General features: G+C 36.9%; 19 protein-coding genes and 1 pseudogene. 15 read left to right on the top strand and 5 right to left on the bottom strand.

The features are described from left to right. Positions 1-81: 81 nt before the first annotated feature. From MHH42_RS22495 to pheA, 4 genes are all read left to right on the top strand, one after another. Entirely contained in the window at positions 82-858 is a 777-nt protein-coding gene (locus tag MHH42_RS22495) for an ABC transporter ATP-binding protein (RefSeq protein ID WP_000114533.1), read from the top strand. After that, complete coding sequence (locus tag MHH42_RS22490) at positions 833-2,755, top strand: ABC transporter permease (RefSeq protein WP_340894166.1); 1,923 nt, start codon at positions 833-835, stop codon at positions 2,753-2,755. Before MHH42_RS22495 ends, MHH42_RS22490 begins: the two co-directional genes overlap by 26 nt. Before the next feature lie 49 nt (positions 2,756-2,804). Next, on the top strand, positions 2,805-4,718 hold the full coding sequence (locus MHH42_RS22485; RefSeq protein WP_340894164.1) for an ABC transporter permease: 1,914 nt from the start codon (positions 2,805-2,807) through the stop codon (positions 4,716-4,718). A gap of 96 nt (positions 4,719-4,814) precedes the next feature. Next, complete coding sequence (gene pheA, locus MHH42_RS22480) at positions 4,815-5,666, top strand: prephenate dehydratase (RefSeq protein WP_340894161.1); 852 nt, start codon at positions 4,815-4,817, stop codon at positions 5,664-5,666. A gap of 110 nt (positions 5,667-5,776) precedes the next feature. On the opposite strand, the gene MHH42_RS22475 is transcribed toward pheA, so the two are convergent. From MHH42_RS22475 to MHH42_RS22465, 3 genes are all read right to left on the bottom strand, one after another. After that, positions 5,777-6,424 (bottom strand): MOSC domain-containing protein, encoded by a 648-nt coding sequence (locus tag MHH42_RS22475; protein ID WP_000510705.1) that lies wholly within the window; start codon positions 6,422-6,424, stop codon positions 5,777-5,779. A 79-nt stretch (positions 6,425-6,503) separates the two neighbouring features. Next, positions 6,504-7,046, bottom strand: a complete 543-nt coding sequence (locus MHH42_RS22470) for a transcription repressor NadR (RefSeq protein WP_000812272.1) — start codon at positions 7,044-7,046, stop codon at positions 6,504-6,506. Next, entirely contained in the window at positions 7,046-8,188 is a 1,143-nt protein-coding gene (locus MHH42_RS22465) for an IscS subfamily cysteine desulfurase (protein ID WP_000973768.1), read from the bottom strand. Before MHH42_RS22465 ends, MHH42_RS22470 begins: the two co-directional genes overlap by 1 nt. A gap of 155 nt (positions 8,189-8,343) precedes the next feature. On the opposite strand from MHH42_RS22465, the gene nadB reads away from it, so the two are divergent. The 5 genes and pseudogenes from nadB to MHH42_RS22440 all read left to right on the top strand — a co-directional run bounded on the left by nadB (position 8,344) and on the right by MHH42_RS22440 (position 14,802). Next, positions 8,344-9,873: an L-aspartate oxidase gene (gene nadB, locus MHH42_RS22460; RefSeq protein WP_097837562.1), complete on the top strand. Its 1,530-nt coding sequence runs from the start codon at positions 8,344-8,346 to the stop codon at positions 9,871-9,873. 19 nt (positions 9,874-9,892) lie between these two features. Continuing rightward, the gene (nadC, locus tag MHH42_RS22455) at positions 9,893-10,726 is read left to right on the top strand and encodes a carboxylating nicotinate-nucleotide diphosphorylase (RefSeq protein WP_340894157.1); all 834 of its coding nucleotides are present in this window, start codon (positions 9,893-9,895) and stop codon (positions 10,724-10,726) included. A 30-nt stretch (positions 10,727-10,756) separates the two neighbouring features. Continuing rightward, positions 10,757-11,863 (top strand): quinolinate synthase NadA, encoded by a 1,107-nt coding sequence (nadA, locus tag MHH42_RS22450; RefSeq protein WP_098637801.1) that lies wholly within the window; start codon positions 10,757-10,759, stop codon positions 11,861-11,863. Positions 11,864-12,087: 224 nt separating this feature from the next. After that, positions 12,088-12,250 (top strand): annotated as a pseudogene (gene safA, locus MHH42_RS32450) (SafA/ExsA family spore coat assembly protein); the annotation flags it as partial. Positions 12,251-14,154: 1,904 nt separating this feature from the next. Beyond that, positions 14,155-14,802 (top strand): YhcN/YlaJ family sporulation lipoprotein, encoded by a 648-nt coding sequence (locus tag MHH42_RS22440; RefSeq protein WP_001093526.1) that lies wholly within the window; start codon positions 14,155-14,157, stop codon positions 14,800-14,802. 33 nt (positions 14,803-14,835) lie between these two features. Here the strand turns inward: MHH42_RS22440 and MHH42_RS22435 are convergent, their stop codons facing one another. Continuing rightward, positions 14,836-15,279: a branched-chain amino acid ABC transporter substrate-binding protein gene (locus tag MHH42_RS22435; RefSeq protein ID WP_097837410.1), complete on the bottom strand. Its 444-nt coding sequence runs from the start codon at positions 15,277-15,279 to the stop codon at positions 14,836-14,838. Between the two features lie 433 nt (positions 15,280-15,712). Between MHH42_RS22435 and MHH42_RS22430 the strand changes: the two genes are divergently transcribed. Continuing rightward, the gene (locus tag MHH42_RS22430; RefSeq protein WP_000871206.1) at positions 15,713-16,243 is read left to right on the top strand and encodes a BofC C-terminal domain-containing protein; all 531 of its coding nucleotides are present in this window, start codon (positions 15,713-15,715) and stop codon (positions 16,241-16,243) included. 11 nt (positions 16,244-16,254) lie between these two features. Here MHH42_RS22430 and MHH42_RS22425 read toward each other — a convergent pair whose 3' ends face one another. Further along, a complete protein-coding gene (locus MHH42_RS22425) occupies positions 16,255-17,199 on the bottom strand; it encodes an iron-hydroxamate ABC transporter substrate-binding protein (RefSeq protein WP_000823617.1) in 945 nt (314 codons plus the stop codon). A gap of 188 nt (positions 17,200-17,387) precedes the next feature. On the opposite strand from MHH42_RS22425, the gene ruvA reads away from it, so the two are divergent. Genes ruvA through tgt form a run of 5 tightly spaced genes read left to right on the top strand, consistent with a single transcriptional unit; the run spans position 17,388 to position 21,433 of the window. Then, entirely contained in the window at positions 17,388-18,005 is a 618-nt protein-coding gene (gene ruvA / locus MHH42_RS22420; protein ID WP_000464514.1) for a Holliday junction DNA helicase RuvA, read from the top strand. A 5-nt stretch (positions 18,006-18,010) separates the two neighbouring features. Further along, entirely contained in the window at positions 18,011-19,012 is a 1,002-nt protein-coding gene (gene ruvB, locus MHH42_RS22415; RefSeq protein WP_000344470.1) for a Holliday junction branch migration DNA helicase RuvB, read from the top strand. Continuing rightward, a complete protein-coding gene (locus MHH42_RS22410) occupies positions 19,009-19,209 on the top strand; it encodes a DUF2905 domain-containing protein (RefSeq protein WP_000136158.1) in 201 nt (66 codons plus the stop codon). Before ruvB ends, MHH42_RS22410 begins: the two co-directional genes overlap by 4 nt. A 19-nt stretch (positions 19,210-19,228) precedes the next feature. Then, a complete protein-coding gene (queA, locus tag MHH42_RS22405) occupies positions 19,229-20,281 on the top strand; it encodes a tRNA preQ1(34) S-adenosylmethionine ribosyltransferase-isomerase QueA (RefSeq protein WP_070173794.1) in 1,053 nt (350 codons plus the stop codon). 12 nt (positions 20,282-20,293) lie between these two features. Beyond that, on the top strand, positions 20,294-21,433 hold the full coding sequence (gene tgt, locus MHH42_RS22400) for a tRNA guanosine(34) transglycosylase Tgt (RefSeq protein ID WP_000125368.1): 1,140 nt from the start codon (positions 20,294-20,296) through the stop codon (positions 21,431-21,433). The last annotated feature ends 9 nt before the right edge of the window (positions 21,434-21,442 follow it).

Here is a 21,442-nt window from a genome sequence, read left to right as displayed (position 1 = left end):
TTTTGTAAGGGAAATCACTCGTTTCTTTTTCTTATTTTTCTTATAGTAAATGTAAGAAGAAAACACATAGGGGGATTAGAAATGAGTGTTCTTGAAGTAAAAGGATTAACGAAGGTGTATCAATCAAAAGGTTCAGTAGCGACGACTGCTTTAAATGATATAAATTTTAAAATAGAAGAAGGCGAATTTGTAGGGATTATGGGTCCTTCAGGAAGCGGAAAAACAACGCTTTTAAATTTATTAGCAACAATTGATAAGCAAACTTCAGGTCATGTGCTTGTAAATGGCGAAGAAATTAATCAAATGCGTGCTGCAAAATTAGCGGAGTTTCGCCGTACACATTTAGGATTCATTTTCCAAGATTTTAACTTACTTGATACGCTATCGATTAAAGAAAATATCATTTTACCACTTGTAATGGCGAAGAAATCTGTAAATGAAATCGATGCAAAAGTGCTTGAGATTGCAAAGTTTTTAAATATCGAAGGCATTTTAAATAAAAAAGTATATGAAGTATCAGGCGGCCAACAACAACGTGCAGCAGCTGCGAGAGCGATTATTCATGAACCGACGTTAATCTTAGCGGATGAGCCAACTGGAAACTTAGATTCTAAGTCGGCAAAATCATTAATGAGCGCGTTGCAAGATTTGCATGAACAAAAGAAAGTAACAATTGCAATGGTAACGCATGATCCAGTAGCGGCGAGTTATTGCGAACGTATTCTTTTCATACGTGATGGAGAGATTTTCTCAGAAATACATAAGGGAAGAACGAAACAAGCCTTTTTCCAAGAAATTTTGGACGTACTTGCGATGCTAGGAGGAGAATATCATGAACTTTCGCCAGCTCGCGCTTAATAACGTAAAAGGAAATTGGCGTAATTATAAAGCGTTTCTTATTAGCAGTTGTTTATCGATTGTCGTATTTTTCATGTATGCTTCCTTCATTTATCATCCAGATGTCGTAAGCGGTAATATTAGTATGAGGGAGATGATTTCAAAAGGGTTAGAATCGATGAATTATATTGTAGTCATCTTCTCAGCACTTTTTATTTTATATGCAAATTCAACATTTTTAAGAGCAAGGAAAAAAGAGTTTGGTCTATTAACATTAATAGGCGGAACAAAATCACAACTTGGCCGAATGATTATATTAGAACAGCTTATGTTAGGTAGTATTGCAATTGTAGTAGGTATTGGACTTGGTATGCTTTGTTCAAAATTATTCTTCCAAGCATTAAGCGTAATATTGAAAATAGATAAAACACTTCCACTCGTATGGAATAGTAAAGCGGTTTTGATTACAGCGGGTGTATACTTTATTCTATTTTTAATTCTATCATTGTTTAGCGTTTGGACAGTAGGACGCTTGCAAATTATTGATTTATTAAGAGAAGCAAGAAAACAGAAAGTAGAACCTTTTGCGTTTACATGGTTATGCGTAGTTGGTATAGGATGTATTATTGTTGCATATGTACTTAGCTTCCAAGTAACATTTATGAATTTTGTCATCCTGTTTTTACCGATTGTAGGGCTGACGATAGGCGGAACTTATTTACTATTTACACAAGGTAGTACAGTCGTATTAAAGGCATTACAAAAACGAAAAAAATCTTTTTATACATATCCAAATATGTTCGTACTTAGCAATCTTATTTATAAAATGAAAGATAATGCCCGTTTTCTATTTGTAATTTCTATCATTACGGCGGTTGTATCTTCAGCAGTTGGTACGCTGTACGTATTTTTTGAGGATATGAGTTATAAGGCAGTAACTAGTACCCCGCATGCTATTTCTTATGAGGAAAAGGGAATCCATATGCATAATGTCATAAAAGAGGGAAAAACAAAAGAATTAATAAAAAAACACGGATTTGAAGAAGCGCGAGAAGTAACGTACGTAAAACTTCCTGGAACGCAAAAAATCACAATGTTTAACAGTGAACATGAGATGCCAATGGCGATTGTTTCAGAAAAAGAATATAACGCTGAAGTACGTAAACAAAAGAAAGAGCAAGTTAGAGAAGTTCATAATGCACCAGGTAGTGCAACGATGGTCATAATGGATATGGCGAATGATATGATGAAGATAGATCGTACGAAACCGTATGAAATTAAAATTAACGGACAAAAGCAATCTGTTCAATTAAATGAGCCAACTTCATTTTCTGTTTTTAATGATAGTGAATATCTCATTGTGAATGATCAAGATTTTGAGAAATACGCAAAGCTTGTACCAGATGAAGAAAAGACGAAATATTACGGTTATTATATAGAAGACTGGAAAAGTACGGAAGACCTTGTGTTAGATTTGAAAAAGGAGATTGCACCAGATAAGCAAGAGGAGTTAAATAACTCGGTGCTCGCTTATAAAAATATAAGGGAATCAGGAGCAATTACAATGTTCATCGGTTTCTTCGTAGCGGTACTATTCTTCTTCTTCGCTTGTAGTATGACATACTTTAAATGGTTTAACGATAAAGAACAAGATCGTATTCAATTTAAATCGTTAAAGAGAATCGGTATGACAGATAAAGAAATTCGTAAAATTGCAATTCGACAAATGGGCGTTATCTTCTTTATCCCGATTTTAATCGGTTCTATTCATAGCGGGTTTGCTCTTCATACGTTAGGAAAAATGCTTTATATTGATTTATGGAAATCAGGTGCGATTGTAATTGGGGCATACATTGTAGCTTCTGCAATTTACTTTATGATCGCGCAAAGAGGATATTTAAAACACGTAAAAAGCTAGGGAAACCTCTAGCTTTTTGCCTATGTAGTAAGTTACAGGGGGACGATAGATGAACATTCGGCAACTAGCGCTGCAAAATATAAAAGGAAATTGGCGTAATTATAAAGTATTTTTCTTAAGTAGTTGTTTTGCGATATTTGCGTCTTTTGCATATATGTCGGTTATTGTGCATCCGTATATGCAGGAGACGATGTGGTATCAAAACGTACGCTGGGGACTTATTATATGTAATGTTATAATCATTTCTTTTTTCGTTATATTTATTTTGTACTCTACTTCTATTTTCATAGAGGCACGTAAGAAAGAATTAGGGTTATATATGTTAATGGGAGCGACGAAATCTAACGTAATTGGAGTGATAATGACCGAGCAAATATTAATCGGGATTTTCGCGAATATTTTCGGGGTTGGGCTTGGTATGATCTTTTTGAAACTCTTTTTTATGGTATTTAGTATGTTACTGGGCCTTCCGAAAGAACTCCCTGTCATATTTGATGTGAGAGCAATTGGGGTAACGTTTGTTACATATATGGTCGTTTTTATTGTCTTATCTTTTATAAGTGCTTTACGCATATGGAATATAAAAATCATTCGGTTATTGAAAGAATTTCGAACAGATAAAAAAGAGAAGAAAACATCAATGTGGCTTTGTATATTCGGTTTTATTTGTTTAGGTATAGGATATGCGTTAGCGTTACAAGCGACGATGCCAACGATAGCATTCTATTTTTTTCCTGTGTCTATACTTGTCTTTTTCGGAACTTATTTTTCTTTTACACACGGAACTGCTCAAATATTAGAAATAATAAAACGAAATAAAAAGATTATGTATACATATCCGTATTTATTTATAGTAAACCAATTGTCACATCGAATGAAAGAAAATGGTCGCTTTTTCTTTCTGATGTCTATGGCAACGACGTTTGTAGTTACGGCAACAGGTACGGTGTTCTTATATTTTTCTAGCATGCAAGATATGTGGCGAACTGGAGGGGTACACTCGTTTTCATACATAGAAAAAGGTATTTCTACTCATGAAGTCTTTGAGGAAGGTGCGGTTGAAAAATTACTGAATCAATACGGGTATGATGATTTTCAATATATGAGTTTTGTTGGAGTGTATGCATCCTTTCGGTCTAATAAAGGAGAAACAACAATAGCACCGCTTATAAAGGAAAGTGAATATAACCAAGAAGCGAGGAAACAAAAAAAGAAAATGTATCGTCCTAAAAAAGGTACAGTGACACTCGTTTATTATAATAAATACAATAATTCGAATGTATATAATCAAAAAGAGATTCAATTGCAAGTAATGAGTCAACCATATTCATTCGTATTTAACGGTCAGAAAGAAGGGGTTCAATTTAACTATCACCCTTCGTACATTAATGGTCTGTTCTTCGTTATGAATGATGAAGATTTTGACAGTATAGCAAATCAGGTTCTCGATTCTGAAAAAATGATATATAGAGGCTACACATTACCAAATATCGAAAAGACGAAGAAATTAAATGAAGATTTACGGAAACATATGAAACAAGATAATAATAATGCGTTTCGAAGTAATATGGAGTTATATGTAAATATGAAAGAAGGCGGCGATATTACTCTATTTGTAGGCTCATTCATTAGTATATTATTCTTTCTTACTTCATGTAGTATCGTATATTTTAAATGGTTTCATAATATTGCATCGGACCGAAAGCATTATGGTGCACTCTCTAAACTTGGAATGACGAAGGAAGAAGTATGGGAAATTTCTCGCTGGCAATTATGTATGCTATTTTTTGCGCCAATTATAGTAGGGAGTATGCATAGTGCAGTTGCGTTATATACGTTTCATAATACTTTCTTTATGGATGGATCATTAGGAAAAGTAGGCTTGTTTATTCTGTATTATATCGCTGCATGCATCGTTTATTTCTTCTTCGCTCAAAGAGAATATAAGAAACATTTAGACTAGCGAATGCTAGTCTTTTTTTAATATTCGAAATTTACATAGAAGAATATAAAAAAGTATGGTATAACAGTAAGAAAACGAAAAAGAGGGGAAAAGACGATGATTCGAGTAGGATATTTAGGACCAGAAGCAACATTTACAAATATGGCGGTGAGTCGTTTTTTTCCGGAAGCAGAGCATGTACCGTATCGAACGATTCCGGATTGTATAGATGCAGCCGCAAATGAAAGTGTAGATTTCGCAGTCGTACCGTTAGAAAACGCAATAGAAGGTTCAGTAAATATAACGGTCGATTACCTCGTGCATGAGCGACCACTTTCTATTGTAGGAGAAATTACAGTACCAATTCAGCAACATTTACTCGTACATCCGCAGTATGCAGAAGTGTGGGGAGAAGTATATGCAGTGCATTCACATCCGCATGCTATCGCACAATGTCATAAGTTTTTAAATGAAGAATTAAAAGGGGTAACTGTTCGAGACATGACATCAACAAGTGCTGCTGCACAATATGTGAAAGAACATCCTGAAGAAAAAATCGCTGCCATTGCAAATGAAGCAGCCGCAGAAAAATACGGATTAACAATTGTAAGACGTGACATTCATACGCATAAAAACAATCATACACGCTTCCTAGTGCTCCATAAGAAAAAGAAAGTAATACTCTCAAATAACGGAGAAAACCGCGGGGAGAAAACGACGCTTATGATAACGTTACCTGCAGATTATGCAGGGGCACTATATCAAGTGTTATCAGCTTTTGCATGGAGAAAATTAAATTTATCAAAAATCGAATCGCGCCCGATGAAAACAGGACTCGGAAATTACTTTTTCTTAATCGATGTCGATAAAGCATACGATGACGTATTATTGCCAGGCGTAACGATGGAACTTGAAGCGCTCGGTTTTTCTGTTACTGTGCTGGGGACCTATTCTTCTTATTGGTTGTAAAGGGTAAGGGAGAGTATTTGTCGTATTTTGTAGTTAAATCGATATAATTTCAGTCGATAATATACCGTCTGATAGATAAATAAAATCCCACCATTTATAGGTGGGATTCTTTACTTTAACTTAGCAAGACGATCCTCTAACTGACCACGCCAAATATTGGCTAGTTCAGGAACAGCAAGAATCTTTTCAATGCCATCTTTATCTTTTCTATTATGAAAATAAATTTCGTTAGAAAACAAAACAGATACATTGTTTGATGGACGTTTTAGCAATGTGATTTTAGAATCTTTACGTACAGTACCTTCTTGAAGAACGCGGCATAGGTAGCCAGTAAATCCAGTTGCTACAATGCGCGGCAGTATGCCAGGAATACCGAGGCGTTTTGAAATAGTGCTACAAGGTACTCTTGCTTGTGTCACTTGAATGATTGCTTCACCAAGTTGATATGTATCTCCGATGCAAACATCACGCTCTAACATATTTGTTACGGTAATGTTTTCGCCAAATGTGGAAGCTGGAAGCGTAGTTTGAAATTCCTCTTCCCATAGTGCGTAATGCTCGTGTGGGTACACACAAACAGCGCGATCAGGACCGCCGTGATGTTTTAAATCCGCTACGTCATCACCACGAAATCCGTCTTTTGAGAGAAAGGCCTCTTCTGTAGGATCTTTACATATACCTGTTATCATTTCTTTATCTTCGCCATATTTCATTTGTTTCGGTTTACCAGTACTAAAGTGAACGAGTTCAATTCCCATATTCGATCTCCTTTACGATTGATTACAATATTATAGCATTAAAAAAGCACAGAGAATTATAAAAACTCTGTGCTTTACATTAATAAACGAGAAATCCTGCTTTATCTAAAGCCTCGCAAGCAGCGTCTAATTTTTCTTTAGAATCTGCTTCAATTGTATGTAAGTGAATACCATCTGTTAGTTGCGAAAGATAGGAAGCATTTGTATTTTCGATTTTTTGTAAATATTGCTCTACATCAAATCGATTACTTACCATAATTGATGCTGTTAAGTCGCCGTATACAGGGTGCTCAACTTTTACGTCTTTAATCGTAACGCCATGATCAACAAGCATTGTAAGTTCTTGACGTACTTCTGCTGGTTTATGTTGGCATACAATCACGCGTTCAAAAGCCTGTTGCTTCTCCTGTGGTTTTAAATATAAATAGCCTTGAGCAGTTGCGATAATTGGCTCGTTTCTTGCTTTTAGTAAGGAGATATCTTGCACAATAACTTGTCTACTTACGTTTGTCTTCTTAGATAGTTCGTTTCCAGATAACGGTTCATTTGCAGCAAGCAGCCACTGAAGGATAAGTTGTCGTCTTTCTTCACCTAAAATTTTTTTTTGTTCATTTTGTTTCATTATGATTTAACACCTCTATAAAATTGATTTCCAATTGTGTGTAGTGCATGAATAGTAGTATCAATTTGTTCTTTCGTTGTTTGTTGTCCGAAAGAGAAGCGGACATATTGTTTAGCCTCTTCATACGTTCTTCCAATTGCAAGCATTGTTTTCGAAGGTTCTTGTTTACCAACTTGGCAAGCACTTCCGGTCGAGATGGCAATACCGCGGCGGTTGCATTCTAGCATTGTATATTGACCTTCTATTCCTTTTATTGTAACCCCAATAATATGTGGTAAACAAGAAGTAGAATGACCTTCTACTTCAATTTCTAGCGGAAGTGTTTGTAATTCCTCTAAAAAGTAGGATCGTAACTCTTTAAAACGTAAACTTTCTACCTGTTGATTTTTCAATATATTTTCAGCAGCTGTTAAAAAAGATGCGATGCCAGGAACGTTCACTGTGCCTGGGCGAAATCCTTTTTCGTGAGAAGTTCCCGGGAATATTTGTGCCCAGCGAACTTGCGGATTTATATAGCAAGCGCCGACACCTTTTGGACCGTATATTTTGTGTGCTGAAACAGAAAGACTATCAATTCCCATCTCAAAAACATGGATAGGCAGTTTACCAAACGTTTGCACACAATCCGTATGAAATAAAATATTATATGTTTTTAAAAGGGCCCCAATTTCTGCTATGTTTTGAACAGTCCCAATTTCAGAGTTACCATGCTGTATACTTGCTAGCACAGTATCTTCTGTAATAGCTGCCTCTAAATCTACTAAACAAATGAGTCCGCTTTTATCAACAGGAATTTCAGTGATCGTATAGCCTTTTGATTTTAGAGATTGAAAATAACTTCGAATGGATGCATGTTCCATAGGTGTCGTAATAATATGCTTCTTATTTCGGGCACTTAGAAGTGATTGAATCGCAAGATAGTTCGATTCCGATCCACAGCTTGTGAAAAATACTCCTTGTTCTTTGCCTCCAATCATTTCCGCAAATGTTTTTCGGCAAACTTGTAATAAAGAAGAAGCCGTTCCTCCAATATCATGTAAACTTTGTTCATTTCCGAAGTATTGCGAAGCTGCTTTCATATATGTTTGTAACGCTTCCTCGCTCATAGGTGTAGTAGCTGCATAGTCAAGATATATCATCATGTAAGTTCCTCTCTCTAGTAAGAGTTACATTTCTTTTACTTTTTAAATGGTAGTAGTGAAAATAAGAATTATAAAAAAACTCTTGTCATTATTTTAAAACTATGTAAATATAGGTGTCAAGACAGTTGAAAAGTGTAAAGTAGGAGGCAACAATTATGCCAAGTGCAGATGTCTTAATTATTGGAAGTGGCGTTGCGGCACTTCGTGTTGCAAAAGAGATTTGTCACGAAAAGAATGTGATTATTATCACAAAGGAGACGAAACGTAATAATAATACACATTTAGCTCAAGGTGGAATTGCCGCAGTGGTAGCGACATATGACAATCCTAATGATCATTTTGAAGATACGTTAGTAGCAGGGTGTCATTATAACAATGAAGAAGTGGTCCGTTATTTAGTCGAGGAAGGACCGAAAGAAATTAATAACCTTATTGAAAGAGGAATGAAATTTGATGGAGATGAAACAGGTCCTCATCTTGGAAAAGAAGGGGCGCATCGAAAACGTCGTATTTTACATGCAGGTGGCGATGCAACAGGAAAGAATTTATTAGAGCATCTTATTCAAGAAGTAGCTCCATACGTTACGGTAGTGGAACAGGAAATGGTGCTCGATTTTATTATAGAAAAAGATAAATGTGTTGGGGCTTTAACTCGCAACAATAAAGGAGAACTGAAACGTTACAATGCAGATTATACGGTGTTAGCTTCAGGCGGTATTGGCGGTTTATACGCCTTTACTTCTAATGATGAGACAATTACAGGCGATGGACTTGCAATGGTGTACCGCGCAGGTGGGGAACTTGTAGATTTAGAGTTTATACAATTTCATCCGACGATGTTATACGCGGGTGGGCGTTGTTCCGGTCTCGTGTCCGAAGCTGTTCGCGGAGAAGGAGCTGTCCTTATAAATGGAAAAGGACAGCGTTTTATGATGGAGATACATCCTGAACAGGATCTAGCCCCGCGTGATGTAGTGGCTAGGGCTATTCATGAACAGCTACTTGCGGGTGAAAAAGTGTACTTAAACATCGAAATGATTCAAAACTTTGAACAACGCTTTCCGACCGTGTCATCGATATGTAAAACAAATGGAGTCGATATAAATAAAAAACTTATTCCGATCGTGCCCGGTACTCATTTTCACATGGGCGGCGTGAAAACGAACTGTGATGGAGAGACGTCTATTCTGAACTTATACGCAGTCGGTGAAGTAGCTTGTAACGGGGTTCATGGTGCAAATAGATTAGCGAGTAATTCATTATTAGAAGGTCTTGTGTTTGGAAAAAGAATCGGACGACACATTTTATCTAGAGAGACAAAAGAAAAGGTGAACATGCTAGCCGAAAAGGAAGCAAAGTTTATCGTTCTGAATCATTTACCGACGAAAGAAGAAATACAAAAATGCATGATGAAATATGTTGGGATTGTGCGAACAGAGCACAGTTTATCTTATGCGAAGAGATGGCTTAGTAAGTATGGTGTTCGAAATATGATATTACAACATGATGTTCTTACGAATGAAGAGATAACGCTTATTAATATGTTAACGGTTTGTGAGCTTATAGTTGTGTCAGCCTTGCAAAGAGAAGAAAGTATTGGCGGGCATTACCGGAGTGATTATCCAGATAGAAATATAGGAAAGAAAGAGATTGTTCGAGTAAAGAGAAAACTACAAATTGTGTGATGAGGGGAAGAGGGGCTTTATGAACACGATAAAAGTTAAAGAAGCATTAAATCGATTTTTTTTAGAAGATATAGGGGAAAGAGATGTAACATCTCAGCTTATTTTTCCAGATAACTTGCTTTCGAAAGGAGCGTTTCTTGCGAAGGATACAGGGGTCTTTGCAGGACGTTTAGTAATTGAATCAGGATTTAAATTAATTGATGAGAGAATTGAAGTAGAGCTTCATAAAAAAGATGGGGATCTTGTAGAAAAAGGCGAAATCATTGCAACTGTGCAAGGTCCAATTGCCTCGTTATTAACAGCAGAGCGCGTTATATTAAACGTTATTCAGCGTATGAGTGGGATAGCCACGATGACACGTAAAGCGGTTCTTGCGTTAGATAGTAGTCATACTCGCATTTGTGATACGCGAAAAACGATGCCTGGGCTACGTATGTTTGATAAATATGCAGTCGTGTGCGGAGGTGGATTTAACCACCGCTTCGGTTTATATGACGGTGTCATGATTAAAGACAATCATATTGCGTTTGCTGGTTCTATTACAAAAGCTATTACATCGGTGAAAGAAAAATTAGGACATATGGTGAAAGTAGAAGTGGAAACAGAAACGGAGGAGCAAGTGAGAGAGGCAGTAGCAGCCGGTGCGGATATTATTATGTTTGATAACCGTACGCCAGATGAAATTCGAGAGTTTTCAAAGATTGTGCCAAGCGCCATTGTTACGGAAGCGTCAGGTGGCATTACAGTTGAAGATTTATTGAAATATGGAAAAACAGGGGTAGATTATATTTCACTTGGATTGTTAACACATTCAGTGAAAGCACTTGATATTAGTTTCAATATTGAAGCGTAAGGAAAGTGGCTTAGAGGGGGAGAAAGGTATATGAGTATTTTAGAAAAAGTACAGCCAATTGAAACGATGTTACCAGAGCGTTATTACACAATGTCAACGGAAAATATGGAAAAGCGTGTTCGTGAAATTAAAGAAAAAATGGGGAAAACGTTATTTATTCCAGGGCATCATTATCAAAAGGATGAAGTTGTACAATTTTCTGATGCAGCAGGGGACTCACTTCAGCTTGCGCAAGTTGCAGCGAGTAATAAAGAAGCAAAATACATTGTGTTTTGTGGTGTGCACTTTATGGCAGAAACAGCAGATATGTTAACGACAGATGAACAAGTTGTCATCTTACCAGATATGCGCGCAGGTTGTTCAATGGCGGACATGGCAGATATTGAACAAACAGAAAGAGCGTGGAAAGAGCTCACGAAGTTATTTGGAGATACGATGATTCCGTTAACGTATGTAAATTCTACAGCTGCAATTAAAGCGTTTTGCGGTCGTAATGGTGGAGCGACAGTAACTTCTTCAAATGCAAAACAAATGGTTTCTTGGGCGTTTACACAAAAAGAGCGTCTTGTCTTTTTACCAGACCAACATTTAGGAAGAAATACAGCGTACGATTTAGGTATTCCGTTAGATAAAATGGCGGTATGGGATCCACATACAGATTCATTAGAATACGATGGAAACATAGAAGAAATCCAAGTGATTTTATGGAAAGGATATTGTTCAGTTCATCAAAACTTTACAGTGAAAAATATTGAAAGTGTGCGGAAAAATCATCCGGATATGAATATTATTGTACATCCAGAATGTTGCTATGAAGTTGTAGCCGCTTCCGACTATGCAGGTTCAACAAAATACATTATTGATATGATTGAATCAGCTCCAGTTGGAAGTAAATGGGCAATTGGTACAGAAATGAATTTAGTGAACCGAATTATTCAGCAACATCCAGATAAAGAAATTGTTTCACTTAATCCATTTATGTGTCCGTGCTTAACGATGAATCGAATTGACCTCCCTCACTTACTATGGGTGCTTGAAACGATAGAAGGCGGAGAAGAGATTAACGTTATTAGCGTAGACAAACAAGTAACGAAAGAAGCAGTTCTCGCATTAAATCGTATGTTAGAGCGTGTTTAAAGCAACGGGAATACCGTTGCTTTTTTTCATACATATAATCATAACGAGAGCGAAATGGGCATACATTGTTTTGAAGAAATCATTGTGGTTTTTATGCCTATTCCACTTCCAACTATATTGAAAATAGAAGAAGTGATAAAAGTGAAAAGAAGTTAATGTTATTTAGAAAGGGTTACTTCATGAGATTTGTTACTTATAGATAAGTTATACAGGAGGGGGAAAATTTGAAAATTCATATCGTGCAAAAAGGGGATACCCTTTGGAAAATTGCGAAAAAGTACGGAGTGGATTTTGACACGCTGAAAAAAACAAATACACAGCTTAGTAATCCAGATTTAATCATGCCAGGTATGAAAATTAAAGTACCATCAAACGGCGTCCACGTGAAACAGCAAGCTGGAGCAGGATCAGCACCTCCAAAGCAATACGTAAAAGAAGTGCAACAAAAAGAATTTGCAGCAACACCAACGCCGCTTGGAATAGAAGATGAGGAAGAAGTTACGTATCAATCGGCACCAATTACCCAGCAGCCCGCTATGCAACAAACACAAAAAGAAGTGCAAGTAAAACCGCAAAAAGAAGTACAGATAAAACCACAAAAAGAAGTGCAAGTAAAACCACAAAAGGAAATGCAAGTGAAGCCGCAAAAAGAAGTACAGGTGAAACCACAAAAAGAAGTGCAAAAAGAACAGCCAATTCAAAAAGAAAAACCAGCTGAAAAACCGTCTGTTATTCAAAAGCCACCTGTTATAGAAAAACAAAAACCAGCGGAAAAAGAAAATACGAAGTTTTCGATAAATGTATTACCACAGCCGCCGCAACCGCCAATAAAAACGAAAAAAGAATATAAAATTTCAGATGTAATTAAAAAAGGAAGCGAGTTAATTGCTCCGCAAATTACGAAAATGAAACCTAACAACGTCATTTCTCCGCAAACGAAAAAGGATAATATAGTATCACCGCAAGTAAAAAAAGAAAATGTAGGAAACATAGTATCGCCGCAAGTAAAGAAAGAAAATGTAGGAAACATAGTATCGCCGCAAGTAAAGAAAGAAAATGTAGGAAACATAGTATCGCCGCAAGTAAAGAAAGAAAATGTAGGGAATATAGTATCGCCGCAAGTGAAAAAAGAAAATGTAGGAAACATAGTGTCGCCGCAAGTAAAGAAAGAAAATGTAGGGAATATAGTATCGCCGCAAGTGAAGAAAGAAAATGTAGGAAGCATAGTATCACCAAATGTATCGAAAGAAAATGTGGTTATCCCACAAGTCATACCGCCAAATATTCAAGTACCAAATATAATGCCAATGCTGGATAACAATCAACCACCAAATATAATGCCAATGCTGGATAACAATCAACCACCAAATATAATGCCAATGCTGGATAACAATCAACCACCAAATATAATGCCAATAATGGATAACAATCAACCACCAAACATAATGCCAATAATGGATAACAATCAACCACCAAATATGATGCCGATTATGGATAATAACCAAATGCCGAATATGATGCCGATTATGGATAACAATCAAATGCCGAATATGATGCCGATTATGGATAATAACCAAATGCCGAATATGATGCCGATTATGGATAACAATCAAATGCCGAATATGATGCCGATCATGGATAACAATCAAATGCCAAATATGATGCCGATCATGGATAACAATCAAATGCCAAATATGATGCCGATCATGGATAACAATCAACCACCGAATATGATGCCATATCAAATGCCGTATCAACAGCCGATGATGCCGCCGAATCCATATTATCAACAACAAAACCCATATTACAATATGCCATATCAGCAAGGGGCACCTTTTGGACCACAGTATACGTCTATGCCAAATCCAAATATGATGCCAATGGATAATAATATGCCGCCACTCATACAAGGTGAGGAAGATTGTGGATGCGGAGGAGAGAGTAGGTTATATAGTCCGCAGCCTGGGGGACCACAATACGCTAATCCTTTATATTATCAACCAACGCAGTCTGCATATGCACCACAGCCAGGGACGATGTATTATCAACCAGATCCACCAAATGTATTTGGAGAGCCAGTCGCAGAAGAAGAGGACGAAGAAGAAGTTTAAAAAAAGGTGGGATTATTTCCACCTTTTTTGTATGTAGAATTGTTTTGAAAACGGAAGATTTACATCAAGTGTTAGAAAATTCCCAGTGAAATATTAACAGTGTAAAAACCTTCTCTGTTACTCATCATAAGAGGGAGCTTTTCAGAAGAGAAGTTCATTCTAACAGAGGGGGTTTTTGTATTGAATACGAAAGTAAAAGTGATTGCTGCTTCTTTGTTAGTTACCAGTGCATTAGCTGCATGTGGTACACCAAAAGATAACAATGCGATGGATGGACGTAACTACAATTACGAGCGTACATCTTATAATGATACACATCAGTATCGTGATAATGTAGCGCGTAACGATCGTTATACAGATTATGTAACATATAGAAACGGTCGTAACGATACAGGATATAATAATTATTACCGTGATGTAAATTACAATGGGCAAATTGCTAATCCGCATCCAACTCGTAATATTACAATGAACAATTCATACATTAACAATGATGGTAAAACTGCAGAAAGAATTACAAATCGTGTGAAACGTATGAATAACGTAGACCGCGTGTCTACGGTTGTATATGGAAACGACGTAGCGATTGCAGTAAAACCACGTAACACAGCGACAAATGAAACGGCGATGGCGAACGAAATTCGTCAAGCGGTTTCAAATGAAGTTGGAAACAGAAACGTATATGTTTCTGTAAGAAATGATATGTTTACTCGTGTCGATGCAATGAGTACGCGTCTACGTAACGGTACAGTTACAAACGATTTTAATCGTGACATAGTGAATATGTTCCGAGACATTCGTTACGGTTTAACTGGTACAGTGCGATAGCAAAACAAAAGAGGAAGGGATTGCCCTTCCTCTTTATTCATCGTTATCTTGTAAACGACGTTTTTTAATAAAATAACTAACGGAATAAGAAACTAAAAAGCATATGAAGAAAATACTACCTGTTAGAAGTGCTTCAAACAGAGGTCTTTCTGGACTGAAAATGATATAAATAATGGCTATAATAGTTCCTACAATAAGAGAGCGTAAAATAATTTTGTAATAAGGAGTTAACTTTATATCCTTTTCGCCTTCTTCTACATCGATAGAAACGCTTAACTGTAAATAACTAAGTACGATACTTGTAAGGATAAATAATAACCATAATGGAGATTTCGTAATTTGATCCATTCCTTCAGTGAATCCGATATAGCCTAAAATGCCAATTATACCAAGCGATTGAAAAAGAAAGGCAATACGTATGTTTTTTAATGTTTTCAGAATGAGACGTTCATCCTTTATTTTTTTCACAATATCCATCTCCTGTTTATTATGATTTCGCTGTTACATTAATTGTAACATATATATTACATTTATCATTTTATAATTTACATAAAGTTCGTTTGGGTGAAAGAGAAAATAAAATATTTGTTATAAAAATGTTGCACTTATACGTTATTAATGTTATATTAGCAAAGCGATGAGCTAATTTACGTAAGACGAGAGATATGCTTAAGTGCTAAACACGCGAATGTGGTCGCCTGGTCTCTCGCCGTAAACGCATCAAGACGCCTGCTTGCAGGCGTCTTTCATTTTATATAAAAACAAATGCTAATGCAGATAAGGATAAAACCTTATCTGCATTTTTTTATTTTTGAGAGAAATGTAATGTGGTTGTTTATATGGATAAAACCTCCACTTTCGGCAAAACTACTAATGAAAGTTTGATTTTGCCTAAAAGAGGTGAACGGAAATGAAATGGATACTGATTGCAGTGCAAGCTTTCGTGATGATGTTTTGTTTAGCCTATGAAACGAGTGTGAGGGCGGAAGGACCAGTACCAGAAGTAACAGAAAAAGAATCTGAAGTTACAATTTTATTAGAGCGTATGTATGTTGATGGAGAAGTAAGTGAAGAAATATTTACAGAAAAAGTAGCGGATTTAGAAAAGTTTTTACAGCAATATAAAGAATGGCAACTCGTTGATCGTGATGATGTACAAATTGTATTGCAAAAGAAAGTGGACGATATTTCTCCGTTATTGAAGACGAGCGGCTATTTTGGTGTTTCAGAGGAAGGGATATTACAAATTTTCAAGGGTGTACCAAAAAGTGATAATGCGATTCATTCTTTCTTTCAAATTGATATGAAAAAACTTGAGAGTTATGAGCGTGCGAAATTGAAACGTGGTATTCGTATAAAATCAAAAGAAAGTTTTGTGAAGACGATTGAAAAAATGAAGCAATATGCAGTGCAAAATAAGAAAAAAAGCAGCTCATGGTGAGCTGCTTTTTCTTACTTGTTTTTAGCTAAAATTTCTTTTGCGATTTCATCAATTAGCATATCTTTTCCGATTGGATTGAATGCTTTCGTATTGAAGATTTCATTCGATACTTCATATACGTGATTGTTTTTTACTGCTTTATTGTCTTTCCAAACAGCACTATTTTTATAGTCTTCGTACACTTTATCAGCCTCGCCGCCGAAGTTTACAATAAACATTTGATCAGGTTGGAATGCAACAAGCCCTTCTAATGATACTTGCGCCATCGTTTGTTTTAAATCTGTACCTTTTGTTGCTGGAAGTTTTAAGTCGTTAAAGATGATGTCACCGTATCCGAAGCTACCGTATACACGGAAGTTTTGTGGTGTAACTGCGACAAACATAAAGTTTTCATCTTTTGTTTTTTCTTTAATTTTTTTAGATAAAGAGTCTGCTTTTTTATCGTAGTCGGCAATCCATTTGTCAGCTTTCTTTTCTTCATCAAATAGTTTACCTACTTCTTTAAACTTACCGCGCCAGTCTTCTAAGTTTGTTTCTAGAACAACAGTCGGTGCAACCTTTTCTAATTGATCATAAATTTTTAATTGACGATTATTTAAAATAATTAAGTCCGGTTTTAAAGCTGTAACAGCTTCTAAATCAACTTTAGGTGCCCAGTACCAGCCAACTGCTTTTACGCCATCTAGCTTGTCTGTTAAGTGATTTTGGATTTTATCTTTATATGTATTTGCTGTACCAACAGGTTTGTGTCCAAGAAGTAATAACTCTTCTGTTGATCCAGATAAGTCAACAATTCTCTTTGGATTTACTGGAATTGTAGCTTCCCCTTTAGCGTGTTTCACAACTTTTGTTTTCGGTTGTTCTTTTGCTTTTGACGCTTCTTTTTGAGAAGAACAGCCAACGATAGAAAGAACGACTAGCATAATAGTTAATAAAATAAATAACTTACGTTTCATCCTGATGTAACCCCTTTAATTAGTATTGATAATCATTATCGACTCCTGTATATTAAGGTGCTTTATCTTTTCTGTCAATGGAAAATAACAGAAGTTTTAAACAGAGAACATTTGTTGGGGTAGTCTCGCTTTTCTATCATTAAATATGTTAAAATGGAATACATGATTTAAGAGGGAGAGATCGTATTTTGTTTGAATATGTTACAGGTTACGTGGAGTATGTAGGACCGGAATATGTCGTAATTGACCATAATGGAATTGGGTACCAAATTTTCACACCAAATCCGTATGTATTTCAAAGAAGTAAGCAAGAAATCCGTGTCTATACATATCATTATGTGAGAGAAGATATTATGGCACTTTACGGGTTTAAAACACGTGAAGAGCGTTTATTATTTACAAAATTGTTAGGTGTGTCTGGCATTGGGCCAAAAGGCGCTCTTGCGATTTTAGCTTCTGGTCAAACAGGACAGGTCGTTCAAGCGATTGAACATGAAGATGAGAAGTTTTTAGTGAAATTCCCGGGCGTCGGAAAGAAAACAGCGCGCCAAATGATTTTAGATTTAAAAGGAAAACTAGCAGATGTTGTACCAGATGCATTTGTTGATTTGTTCTCAGATGTTGAAAGTTTTGATGAGAAGAAAGGTTCCTCAGTTGAACTTGATGAAGCACTGGAAGCACTGCGTGCACTTGGTTATGCAGAACGGGAAGTTTCTCGTGTTGTACCAGAGTTATTAAAAGAATCATTAACGACGGATCAATATATTAAAAAGGCACTTAGTCTTTTACTAAATGGTAAGAGGTGAGTATAATGGACGAACGTCTCCTTTCAGGGGAATCTGGATACGAAGATGCGGATTTAGAGTATTCATTACGGCCACAGACGCTCCGTCAGTATATTGGCCAAGATAAAGCGAAACATAATTTAGAAGTGTTTATTGAAGCGGCGAAAATGCGTGAAGAAACGTTAGATCACGTACTTTTATATGGACCACCTGGACTTGGTAAAACGACGCTTGCGAATATTATTGCCAATGAAATGGGTGTTAACATTCGAACGACGTCAGGTCCCGCAATTGAAAGACCAGGAGATTTAGCAGCGGTATTAACAGCACTTCAGCCTGGAGATGTATTGTTTATTGATGAAATTCATCGTTTGCATAGATCAATTGAAGAAGTACTATATCCTGCGATGGAAGATTTTTGCCTTGATATCGTAATTGGAAAAGGACCGTCAGCACGGTCTGTACGTTTAGATTTACCTCCATTTACATTAGTTGGAGCGACAACACGTGCCGGAGCATTATCAGCGCCGCTCCGTGACCGTTTCGGTGTACTTTCAAGATTAGAGTATTATACAGTGGATCAGCTTTCTGCGATTGTTGAACGTACAGCGGAAGTATTCGAAGTGGAAATTGATTCGTTAGCCGCACTAGAAATTGCAAGACGTGCCCGTGGTACACCTCGTATTGCGAATCGTTTATTACGACGTGTACGTGACTTCGCACAAGTTCGCAGCGACGGAACAATTGCAATGGAAATTACACAAATGGCATTAGAACTACTGCAGGTAGATAAATTAGGACTCGATCATATTGATCATAAATTATTGCTCGGTATAATTGAGAAATTCCGTGGTGGCCCAGTTGGATTAGAGACAGTTTCGGCAACGATTGGAGAAGAATCTCATACAATTGAAGATGTGTATGAGCCGTATTTATTACAAATTGGCTTTTTACAACGAACGCCAAGAGGCCGAATCGTAACGCCACTTGCGTATGAACATTTCGGAATGGAGATGCCAAAAGTATGACGGAGATACCGAAATTGCTTATAACAGCAGGTATCTTACTCATTGTTGTTGGCTTAGCTTGGAAGTTCATTGGAAGGCTTCCAGGCGATATTTTTGTGAAAAAAGGTAACGTTACCTTTTATTTTCCTATCATTACATGTATTGTGTTAAGTATTGCATTATCTTTTATTATGTATATAATAAATCGATTCAAATAAGAAATAGGTGGATACAGTTATGGATATTAATCTGTTTGATTTTCATTTACCAGAAGAACTTATTGCACAAGTCCCGTTAGAGGATCGTGAAACATCAAGATTAATGGTGTTAGACCGTGAAACTGGTGATATTGAGCATAAACATTTTACGGACATTCTTTCTTACTTACATGAGGGGGATTGCTTAGTTTTAAATGAAACGAAAGTTATGCCTGCTCGCTTGCACGGTGTGAAAGAAGATACAGGCGCGCACATTGAAGTGCTTCTTTTGAAACAAGAGGAAGGCGATAAGTGGGAAACGCTTGTTAAGCCAGCGAAACGTGTAAAAGAAGGAACTGTAATTTCTTTTGGTGAAGGGAAATTAAAAGCAACTTGCACAGGGACTGCAGATCAAGGTGGGCGTCAGCTTGAATTTTCATATGACGGCATCTTCTATGAAATTTTAGATGAACTTGGGGAAATGCCACTTCCTCCATATATTAAAGAGACACTGGAAGATCGCGATCGCTATCAAACAGTATATGCGAAAGAAATCGGTTCAGCAGCAGCGCCGACAGCGGGACTTCACTTTACAGAAGAGTTACTTGAGAAGTTAAAGAAAAAAGGCGTTCAGTTAGCATTTATTACACTTCACGTAGGGCTTGGAACATTTAGACCAGTTTCTGCAGATACGATTGAAGAGCATCATATGCACGCAGAATATTACTATATGTCTGAAGAGACAGCGGCATTATTAAATCGTGTGAAAGAGAATGGTGGACGTATTATCACTGTAGGTACGACATCAACTCGTACGTTAGAAACGATTGCGACCGATCATAGTGGTAAGCTTTGCGCAGCTTCTGGTTGGACAGATATTTTTATGTACCCAGGATATAAATTTAAAGCAATTGATGGTTTAATTACAAACTTCCATTTGCCGAAATCAACATTAATTATGCTTGTAAGTGCATTTTCAAATAGAGATAATGTACTTCATGCTTATAATGAAGCAGTAAAAGAAAAATATCGTTTCTTTAGCTTCGGTGACGCAATGTTCGTTGCATCTCACGCTAAAATGAGAAACAAATAAAAGGAGTAAATTATGACAGCAATTCGTTATGAATTTATTAAAACTTGTAAACAAACGGGTGCGCGTTTAGGTCGTGTACACACGCCGCACGGTTCATTTGATACACCAACATTCATGCCAGTTGGTACACTTGCAACAGTTAAGACAATGTCACCAGAAGAATTAAAAGCAATGGATTCTGGCATTATTTTAAGTAATACGTATCATTTATGGCTACGTCCAGGTCACGAAATTGTTCGTGAAGCAGGTGGTTTGCATAAATTTATGAACTGGGACCGTGCAATCTTAACGGATTCTGGTGGTTTCCAAGTATTCAGTTTAAGTGACTTCCGCCGTATTGAAGAGGAAGGCGTTCACTTCCGTAACCACTTAAATGGAGATAAATTATTCTTATCACCAGAAAAAGCGATGGAAATCCAAAATGCATTAGGTTCAGATATTATGATGGCATTTGATGAGTGTCCACCGTTCCCAGCTACTTTTGAATATATGAAGAAATCTGTAGAACGTACAAGCCGCTGGGCAGAACGTTGCTTAAAAGCGCATGAACGTCCACAAGATCAAGGTTTATTCGGTATCGTACAGGGCGGAGAGTTTGAAGAGCTTCGTCGCCAAAGTGCAAAAGACCTTGTTTCAATGGACTTCCCTGGTTATGCTATAGGTGGTTTATCTGTTGGTGAACCGAAGGATATTATGAATCGTGTGCTTGAGTTTACAACACCACTTCTTCCAGATGATAAGCCACGTTACTTAATGGGAGTAGGTTCTCCTGACTCGTTAATTGATGGGGCAATTCGCGGCGTTGATATGTTTGACTGCGTACTTCCAACTCGTATCGCTCGAAATGGTACATGTATGACAAGTGAAGGCCGTCTAGTTGTAAAAAATGCGAAATTCGCAAGAGACTTCGGTCCGCTTGATCCTAATTGTGATTGCTACACATGTAAAAATTACTCTCGTGCGTACATTCGTCACTTGATGAAATGTGATGAAACGTTCGGAATTCGTTTAACGTCTTATCACAACCTTCATTTTCTGTTAAACTTAATGGAGCAGGTGAGACAAGCTATTCGTGAAGACCGTCTTGGTGATTTCCGCGAAGAGTTCTTTGAACAGTATGGCTTTAATAAACCGAATGCTAAAAACTTCTAATACATAATT

It is taken from the genome of Bacillus sp. FSL L8-0099 (assembly GCF_038006385.1).
Taxonomy (GTDB): domain Bacteria; phylum Bacillota; class Bacilli; order Bacillales; family Bacillaceae_G; genus Bacillus_A; species Bacillus_A toyonensis.
The sequence above is the reverse complement of the archived record's forward strand: the minus strand, read 5'-3'. Positions and strand labels throughout refer to the sequence as shown.

Coding starts and splice junctions, on each gene's coding strand:
- MHH42_RS22490 (WP_340894166.1), top strand. CDS start 833: ATGAACTTTCGCCAGCTCGCGCTTAATAACGTAAAAGGAAATTGGCGT.
- MHH42_RS22465 (WP_000973768.1), bottom strand. CDS start 8,188: ATGATGATATATCTTGACTATGCAGCTACTACACCTATGAGCGAGGAA.
- nadB (WP_097837562.1), top strand. CDS start 8,344: ATGCCAAGTGCAGATGTCTTAATTATTGGAAGTGGCGTTGCGGCACTT.
- MHH42_RS22430 (WP_000871206.1), top strand. CDS start 15,713: ATGAAATGGATACTGATTGCAGTGCAAGCTTTCGTGATGATGTTTTGT.
- MHH42_RS22470 (WP_000812272.1), bottom strand. CDS start 7,046: ATGAAACAAAATGAACAAAAAAAAATTTTAGGTGAAGAAAGACGACAA.
- MHH42_RS22485 (WP_340894164.1), top strand. CDS start 2,805: ATGAACATTCGGCAACTAGCGCTGCAAAATATAAAAGGAAATTGGCGT.
- nadC (WP_340894157.1), top strand. CDS start 9,893: ATGAACACGATAAAAGTTAAAGAAGCATTAAATCGATTTTTTTTAGAA.
- pheA (WP_340894161.1), top strand. CDS start 4,815: ATGATTCGAGTAGGATATTTAGGACCAGAAGCAACATTTACAAATATG.
- MHH42_RS22425 (WP_000823617.1), bottom strand. CDS start 17,199: ATGAAACGTAAGTTATTTATTTTATTAACTATTATGCTAGTCGTTCTT.
- nadA (WP_098637801.1), top strand. CDS start 10,757: ATGAGTATTTTAGAAAAAGTACAGCCAATTGAAACGATGTTACCAGAG.
- MHH42_RS22410 (WP_000136158.1), top strand. CDS start 19,009: ATGACGGAGATACCGAAATTGCTTATAACAGCAGGTATCTTACTCATT.
- queA (WP_070173794.1), top strand. CDS start 19,229: ATGGATATTAATCTGTTTGATTTTCATTTACCAGAAGAACTTATTGCA.
- MHH42_RS22495 (WP_000114533.1), top strand. CDS start 82: ATGAGTGTTCTTGAAGTAAAAGGATTAACGAAGGTGTATCAATCAAAA.
- MHH42_RS22475 (WP_000510705.1), bottom strand. CDS start 6,424: ATGGGAATTGAACTCGTTCACTTTAGTACTGGTAAACCGAAACAAATG.
- tgt (WP_000125368.1), top strand. CDS start 20,294: ATGACAGCAATTCGTTATGAATTTATTAAAACTTGTAAACAAACGGGT.
- ruvB (WP_000344470.1), top strand. CDS start 18,011: ATGGACGAACGTCTCCTTTCAGGGGAATCTGGATACGAAGATGCGGAT.
- MHH42_RS22435 (WP_097837410.1), bottom strand. CDS start 15,279: ATGGATATTGTGAAAAAAATAAAGGATGAACGTCTCATTCTGAAAACA.